Annotated in this window: 7 protein-coding genes; 5 read left to right on the top strand and 2 right to left on the bottom strand. The window is 72.9% G+C overall.

Annotation, left to right across the window (positions count from 1 at the left end; all coding sequences use genetic code 11):
- From QYM41_RS12030 to QYM41_RS12015, 4 genes are all read left to right on the top strand, one after another.
- The coding region (locus tag QYM41_RS12030) for a M24 family metallopeptidase (RefSeq protein ID WP_368799993.1) at positions 1 to 240 on the top strand (240 nt) is incomplete at its 5' end.
- A 132-nt stretch (positions 241 to 372) separates the two neighbouring features.
- Complete coding sequence (locus QYM41_RS12025) at positions 373 to 1,149, top strand: creatininase (RefSeq protein ID WP_368799992.1); 777 nt, start codon at positions 373 to 375, stop codon at positions 1,147 to 1,149.
- 7 nt (positions 1,150 to 1,156) lie between these two features.
- Positions 1,157 to 2,911 (top strand): BCCT family transporter, encoded by a 1,755-nt coding sequence (locus QYM41_RS12020; protein ID WP_368799991.1) that lies wholly within the window; start codon positions 1,157 to 1,159, stop codon positions 2,909 to 2,911.
- Positions 2,912 to 3,007: 96 nt separating this feature from the next.
- On the top strand, positions 3,008 to 3,937 hold the full coding sequence (locus QYM41_RS12015) for an IclR family transcriptional regulator (RefSeq protein WP_368799990.1): 930 nt from the start codon (positions 3,008 to 3,010) through the stop codon (positions 3,935 to 3,937).
- On the opposite strand, the gene QYM41_RS12010 is transcribed toward QYM41_RS12015, so the two are convergent.
- The gene (locus QYM41_RS12010) at positions 3,847 to 5,025 is read right to left on the bottom strand and encodes an acyl-CoA dehydrogenase family protein (RefSeq protein ID WP_368799989.1); all 1,179 of its coding nucleotides are present in this window, start codon (positions 5,023 to 5,025) and stop codon (positions 3,847 to 3,849) included. The genes QYM41_RS12015 and QYM41_RS12010 overlap by 91 nt on opposite strands.
- On the bottom strand, positions 5,022 to 5,729 hold the full coding sequence (locus QYM41_RS12005) for a TetR/AcrR family transcriptional regulator (RefSeq protein ID WP_438612596.1): 708 nt from the start codon (positions 5,727 to 5,729) through the stop codon (positions 5,022 to 5,024). Before QYM41_RS12005 ends, QYM41_RS12010 begins: the two co-directional genes overlap by 4 nt.
- A gap of 107 nt (positions 5,730 to 5,836) precedes the next feature.
- Between QYM41_RS12005 and QYM41_RS12000 the strand changes: the two genes are divergently transcribed.
- A complete protein-coding gene (locus QYM41_RS12000) occupies positions 5,837 to 7,444 on the top strand; it encodes a carboxyl transferase domain-containing protein (RefSeq protein WP_368799987.1) in 1,608 nt (535 codons plus the stop codon).
- Positions 7,445 to 7,447: the final 3 nt, after the last annotated feature.

Raw genomic sequence — 7,447 nt, 5'->3', positions numbered from 1 at the left:
TCCTTCGGGGTGCTGTCCCACTACTACGGCCGCGAGGCCGGCCTGGAGCTGCGCGAGGACATCGACACGGTGCTGGAGCCGGGCATGGTCGTGTCCATGGAGCCGATGATCACCGTCCCGGAGGGCGAGCCCGGGGCCGGCGGCTACCGCGAGCACGACATCCTCGTCGTCGGCGAGGACGGGGCGGAGAACATCACCAAGTTCCCCTACGGCCCCGAGCACAACATCGTCCAGGCCTGATCCGGACGGTCCCGGTGGCGCCGCCCGAGGGCGGCGTCACCGGGACCCCGGCCGGGTGCGGCCACCCGGACCCGGGCGACCGCACCGTGCACCACCGCCAGTCCCCGCACCCAGGCACACGGAAGGAACCCTGTGGTCAGCATCCGTTTCCTCGAAGACCTCGACGCGCACAGCTACGCGGACTACACGTCCACCGGCCAGGGGCTCGTGCTCATCCCCACCGGGGCCACGGAGCAGCACGGGCCCCACATGCCGCTGGGCGTGGACGCCATGCTCTCCCGTGCCGTCTCCGCCGCCGCGGCGGAGGACCTCGACGCCCTGGTCGCGCCGGTCTTCGCCTACGGCTACAAGTCCCAGCCCCGCTCCGGCGGCGGCAACCACCGCACCGGCACCACCAGCCTCTCGGCGCAGGCCCTCATCGCGCAGACCAAGGACGTCGTGCTGGAGCTGTTCCGCCACGGCGTGCGCCGGGTCGTGGTCGTCAACGGGCACTACGAGAACTACCAGTTCCTCTACGAGGGCCTGGACCTGGCGGTCCGCGAGGCCCGGACCCTGGGTCTCGAGGACGCCAGGGCCATGCTCCTGTCGTACTGGGACTTCGTCGACGAGAAGACCCTGGAGGCGGTCTTCCCGGACGGGTTCCTCGGCTGGGACATTGAGCACGGCGGAGTGCTCGAGACCTCGCTGATGCTGCACCTGCACCCCGAGAAGGTCGACATGTCACGGGCCCCCGACCATCCCCCCGCTGAGCTGGCCTCCTACGACGTGTTCCCCGAGGACCCCGCCCGGACCCCCGGGTCGGGATGCCTCTCGTCTCCGGCAGGAGCCACCGCAGAGCGCGGCGAGCTGCTGCTCTCCACCGTCCGCCGCGGCATCGTCCGGGCGGTCACCAGCGAGTTCGGGAAGTGAGATCCACATGAAGAAGACAGACCCCTCGGCGACGGCCGCCACCGAGCCCGTCACCGTGCCGCGGTTCCGGGGCGTGCACCTGCCCGCCCTGGACCGGACCGTCATCACGGTCCTGCCGCCGCTGCTCATCATCGCCGTCCTGGTGGTGGTCACGCTGAACCCGGGCGGCGCCGCCGAGGCCATCTCCACGGCCCGCACCTTCGTCACCGGCAACTTCACGTGGCTGTTCATTCTCTACTCGCTGGTGGCGGTCGCCGTCTGCGGGTGGCTGGTCCTCAGCCGCATCGGCAAGGTGCGCCTCGGGGGCCCGGACGCCCGCCCCGAGCACGGCAAGTTCGCCTGGTACTCGATGCTCTTCGCCTGCGGGCAGGGAATCGGTCTCATCTTCTGGTCGGTCGCGGAACCGATCCTGCTCCGGGACGAGAACCCCGTGGTCCCCGCCGGGCAGGACGGTGCGTCCGAGGGCGCCATGGTGTGGTCCTACTTCCACTGGGGGTTCACGGCCTGGGCCATGTACTGCGTGGTGGCGGTCTGCCTCGCCTACTCCCACCACAACCTCGGCAAGACCCTCACCTTCCGTGAGGCCACGGTCGACATCCTGCCGAAGTGGTCCCAGCGCGGGGCCGGCGTGGTCGTGGAGCTGCTCGCCATCATCGCCACCGTCCTGGGCCTGGCCACGTCCTTCGGCTTCGCCGCCATGCAGTTCAGCTCCGGTCTCGCCTCCTTCACCGGGATCTCCCCGGGCTCCGGTGTCTGGCTGCTGGTGATCCTGGGCCTGGGCGGGCTCACCGCCGTCTCCGCGTTCTTCGGCATCAACAAGGGCATGAAGCGGATCAGCGAGCTCAACTCGGTCCTGAGCATCGTGCTGCTCGTGGCCGTGTTCGTCTTCGGTCCCACGATCTTCCTCATCTCCAACATCACCCAGACCTTCGGCTCCTTCTTCGCCAACTTCACGACGATGAGCTTCTGGACCGACGCCGGCACCGCGGGCGGTGACATCTCGACCTGGCAGGACAGCTGGAACGGCTGGTGGACGGTGTTCATCTGGTGCTGGGTCATCGCCTTCAGCCCGTTCGTGGCCGGCTTCATCGCCCGCATCTCCCGCGGCCGGACCATCCGCGAGTTCGTCATCGGCGTCACCGTGGTGCCCTCGCTGATCGTGATGGCGTGGATCGGGGTCATCGGCTCCGCCGCTCTGCACTACGACGACCGCAGCGACCGCGGGATCTCCGCGGCGGTCGCGGCGGACACGTCCAGCGGGCTGTTCGTCATGCTCGAGTCCGTGCCCGTCATCGGCTCGCTGCTGCTGGTCGTGGCCACCGTCCTCGTGGCCACCTACTACGTCACCTCCCTGGACTCGGGCGCCCACGCGCTGGCGGAGTTCGTGTCCGCACCCCGCCGGGCCGGGCCCCTCTTCCGCGTGGTGCTCGTGGCCAGCATCGCCGCCGTCGCGGTCACGCTGCTCACCCTCGGGGGCACGGCGGTCGTCGACACGGTCCAGACCGGCACCATCATCGGAGCCTTCCCGTTCTCCTTCGTCATCCTGCTGATGATCGCGAACCTGGTCCGCCGGCTCCTGACGCGCACTCCGGACACGGTGCGCCTGGAGCGGGAGGTCAACGACCCGTCGCCGGGCGCCGCCGGTCCCGACGACAGCGCGGCGGGGGAGAGCACGGCGCGGCAGGTCCCGGTGCCACCGGCGCGGCGGTCCGAGCCGCTGGCCGGGCAGGAGCCGGTCCCGGACGTGCTCGTGCGCCCCTGACGCACGGGTCCGGGAGGCCGGGCCGGGGAACACGTCCCGGCCTCCCGGGCCCGCTGCTGTGCCGACGCCGTCCCGTGAAGGAGAATGAGCAGTCCTATGACACCCACATCCGACAGCACGTCCTCGCGCGAGGCCCGCGCCGCCTCCGTCGTCTCCCACGCCCTGCGGGTGCTGCGCTGCTTCTCCGTGGACGAGCCGACGCTCGGGGTCACCGAGATCGCCGCCCGGGTGGGCCTGCACAAGAGCACCGTCTCCCGGCTCCTGGCCACCCTGGAGCAGGAGAACGTGGTGGAGCGGGACCCGCAGACACGGCGCTACCGGCTCGGGATCGGCCTGATCTCCGTGGCGGGCCCCCTGCTCGCGGAGATGGACGAGCGGCGGGTGGCCTACCCCGTGCTGCTCGAGCTGACCGAGCAGACCGGCGAGACCAGCACGCTCATGGTCTGGAGCGGGGACCAGGCCGTGTGCGTGGAGCAGATCCCCAGCCCCCGGCAGATCAAACACACCACTCCGCTGGGCACCCGGTACAACACCGCGCTCAGCTCCTCGGTGCAGCTCTTCCTCGCCGAGCAGCCGCCGGAGCGGGCCCGGGCGCTGCTGCTGTCCGGGATCATCGAGCTCCCCGACCCCACCGAGGCCGGCATCGAGGTGTACCTGGAGTCCCTGCGCCGGGTCGCCGAGGACGGGGTGGCGGTCAACTACGGCAAGACGTCCGTGGAGGAGGTCGGCGTGGCGGCTCCCGTCCGCGACCACCGGGACCAGGTGGTCGCCGCGGTCATGGTCGCCGCCCCGCGCTACCGCGTCACCCCGGAGCAGGCGGAGCAGCTCGCGGCCGCCGCCGCGGCGGCGGCCCGGGAGGTGTCCCAGCGGCTCGGCGCCTCGCCGGGGACCCGGCCGGCCGGGCGTCCCTGCAGGTGCGCTGACCCGCCGCCGGCTCAGGTGCCGCCGGCCACGTCCCGCCCGATGGTCTCGCGCAGGATCTCGCTGGTGCCCCCGAAGAGGGTCAGCAGCCGGGACGCGAGGTAGGCCTGGGCCACGGGGTAGTCGAGGATGTATCCATAGCCGCCGTGCAGCTGCAGGCACCGGTCGGTGACGGACCTCGCCCGCTCGCCGGCCCAGTACTTGGCCTTCGACGCCCCGACCAGGTCGAGGGCCCCCGCGTTGAACGCGTGCACCGCCTGCCGCACGTAGGCCTCGGTGACCTCCACCTCGACCGTCAGCTCGGCGAGCTCGAACCGGGTGTGCTGGAAGTCGAGCACCCGGGAGCCGAACGCCGTGCGCTCGGCGGTGTACCGGACGGTGCTCTCCAGGGTGGAGCGGGCCACGGCGCTCGCGGCCACGGCGACCGCCAGCCGCCCCTGGGGCAGCAGCTGCCGGATCTGCCGCAGCCCGCCCCCCTCGGCGCCGACGAGGTTCGCCGCCGGGACCCGGACGTCCTCGAAGAACAGCTCGGCGGTGTCCGAGGCCCGCAGCCCCATCTTGTCGAGCTGCCGGCCCGTCCCGTAGCCGGGGGAGTCCGCCTTGTGCACCAGGAACAGGCTGAGCCCGTCCTCCCCGGCGCGCCCGGTGCCGCCGTCGGTGCGCGCCAGGACCAGGGCGGCGTCCCCGCTGATCCCGTTGCCGATGAACGTCTTCTGGCCGGTGAGCACCCACTCCTCGCCGTCGCGCACGGCCCGGGTGCGGACCCCGCGCAGGTCCGAGCCCGCGCCCGGCTCGGTCCAGGCCACGGAGGTGACGAGCTCCCCCGTGAGCATCGGGGGCAGCCACCGCTGCTTCTGCTCGTCCGTGCCGTGGGCGAGCACGTGGGGCAGCACCCAGTCGTCGTGCAGGTGCAGGGCCAGGGCCACGCCGAGAGCGCCCTCCCGCACCAGCTCCTCGTCGAGCACGGCGCGGAAGCGGTAGTCCGCCAGCCCCAGGCCCCCGGACCCCTCCGGGACGGCGAGGCCGAGCAGGCCCGCGGCCCCGGCGGCCGTCCACAGGCTGCGGGGCACCCGGTGCGCGGCGTCCCACGCGGCGTAGTGCGGCGCCACCTCGCGAGCCGTGAACTCGCGGGCCGCCTCGCGGAACTCCTCGTGCTCCTCCTCGTAGAACGGCGCGGACACGGGCTCGGTCACGGGGTGCCTCCGGTGCTGTCGGGGGTCGGGGCGAACGCGGTGCGCAGCGCGGCCCAGGTCATCTCCTCGAGCGCGGCCCGGGCGGTGTCGAGCCGTCCCGCCTCGCGCGGGGCGCGCAGCCGGTGGGCCGTGCGCAGGGAGTGGGGGGTGGAGTTGACGAGCCCGAAGGCGGCCTGGGCGCGCAGGGTGAGCTCCGGGACGTCGCGCGCGGGGGCCAGCTCGCGCAGGGCGTCGACCCACAGGGTCACGTAGCCGCGCTGCAGCGTGCGCACGGCGTGGCGGTCCGCCTCGCTCAGGTGCGGCAGCTCCCGGTCCTGCACCACGATCACCGCGGGGCGGTGCAGGGCGAACTCCACCTGGACGGCGATCAGCTCCCGCAGCCGCCGGGCCGGGTCGGGGGAGCGGTCCACGACCTCGCGGCCCCGGTCGAGCAGGTCCTGGCTGACCTCGAGCAGCACCGCGCCCAGGACCGCCTGCTTGCTCGGGAAGTGCCGGTAGACGGCGGGCCCGCTGACCCCGGCGGCCGCGCCGATGTCGTCGATCGAGACGCCGGCGAAGCCGCGCTCGGCGAAGAGGACCGCGGAGGCGGCGAGCAGGTCCTGGCGCCGCCGGGCCTTGGCCTGTCCGCGCGCGGTGGTGGGCGGGGAGGGGGAGTGCTCGGTCTGGGCCACGGGACCTGCTCTCGGAGTCGGATTCCTGGACATTCTAGTGAGCCACCACTAACCTGTTGCTCAAGTTAGCCGGTATTAACCGAAATGACGTCCCAGGGCAGGGCCAGCGGCAGGGGCAGGGTCCGGAACGGAGGGGTCTCGTGCGCGTGCTGAGCACCCAGGCGGATCCGGGCGGCGCGGAGTTCGCCGCCAACGCCGCCGCCCAGCAGGCGCTGGCCGCGGAGCTGGCGCGGCGCCTGGACCGGGCCGCTCGGGGCGGCCCGGCGACGTCCCGGGAACGGCACACGGGGCGCGGCAAGCTGCTGCCGCGGGAGCGGGTGGACCTGCTCCTGGACACGGGCAGCCCGTTCCTGGAGCTCGGCGCCCTGGCCGCGGAGGGGATGTACGACGACGAGTGCCCGGCGGCCGGGCTGATCGCCGGGATCGGCCTGGTCCACGGCCGGCAGGTGATGGTCGTGTGCAACGACGCCACGGTCAAGGGCGGCACCTACTACCCCATGACGGTCAAGAAGCACCTGCGCGCCCAGGAGGTCGCCCTCGAGAACCGGCTGCCCTGCGTCTACCTCGTCGACTCCGGCGGGGCGTACCTGCCGCTGCAGGACGAGGTCTTCCCGGACCGGGAGCACTTCGGGCGGATCTTCTACCACCAGGCCCGACTCTCGGCGGCCCGGATCCCGCAGATCGCCGCCGTGCTCGGCTCCTGCACCGCGGGCGGGGCCTACGTCCCGGCGATGAGCGACGAGACCGTGATCGTGCGCGAGCAGGGCACCGTCTTCCTGGGCGGGCCGCCGCTGGTGAAGGCCGCCACCGGCGAGGAGGTCACCGCCGAGGAGCTCGGCGGCGGGGAGCTGCACGCCCGGACCTCCGGGGTGGTGGACCACCTCGCGGAGAACGACGCGCACGCCCTGGAGATCGTCCGGGACATCGTGGCGACCCTGCCGCCGCCCGGCCCCCGCGCCTGGCCGGTGACCGTCCCGGAGCCCCCGGCCGTGGCCGAGGACGAGCTGGCCGGGGCCGTGCCGGTCGACCCCAACGCCGGCTACGACGTGCACGAGGTGATCGCCCGGCTCGTCGACGGCAGCCGCTTCCACGAGTTCAAGGCGGGATACGGCACCACCCTGGTCACCGGCTTCGCCCACCTGCACGGCCACCCCGTGGGGATCGTCGCCAACAACGGGGTGCTCTTCTCGGAGTCGGCGCTGAAGGGCGCGCACTTCGTGGAGCTGTGCGACCAGCGGGGGATCCCGCTGCTGTTCCTGCAGAACATCACCGGGTTCATGGTGGGCCGTGACTACGAGGCCGGCGGGATCGCCAAGCACGGGGCCAAGATGGTCACCGCCGTGGCCACCACGCGGGTGCCGAAGCTGACCGTGGTGATCGGCGGCTCCTTCGGGGCCGGCAACTACTCCATGTGCGGGCGGGCCTACTCGCCGCGCTTCCTGTTCCTGTGGCCCCAGGCGCGGATCTCGGTGATGGGCGGGGCCCAGGCGGCCTCGGTGCTGGCCACCGTGAAGGCCGACCAGCTGGCCGCCCGCGGACAGGAGTGGGACCCCGCCGAGCGCGAGGCGTTCATGGCGCCCATCAGGGCCCGGTACGAGGCCCAGAGCAGCCCCTGGTACTCCACCGCCCGGCTGTGGGACGACGGCGTGATCGCCCCCGCCGACACCCGGGAGGTGCTCGGGCTGGCCCTCGAGGTCTGCTCCCGGGTCCCGCTGCCCGAGCCCGCCCTCGGCCTGTTCAGGATGTGAGCG

The organism is Kocuria oxytropis, assembly GCF_040981195.1.
Taxonomy (GTDB): domain Bacteria; phylum Actinomycetota; class Actinomycetes; order Actinomycetales; family Micrococcaceae; genus Kocuria; species Kocuria oxytropis.
This window is presented reverse-complemented; position numbering and strand designations above follow the sequence as displayed.

What these genes read in the sequence shown, in the direction of transcription:
- QYM41_RS12020 (WP_368799991.1), top strand. Translation starts at nt 1,157, where the DNA reads ATGAAGAAGACAGACCCCTCGGCGACGGCCGCCACCGAGCCCGTCACC.
- QYM41_RS12015 (WP_368799990.1), top strand. Translation starts at nt 3,008, where the DNA reads ATGACACCCACATCCGACAGCACGTCCTCGCGCGAGGCCCGCGCCGCC.
- QYM41_RS12005 (WP_438612596.1), bottom strand. Translation starts at nt 5,729, where the DNA reads ATGTCCAGGAATCCGACTCCGAGAGCAGGTCCCGTGGCCCAGACCGAG.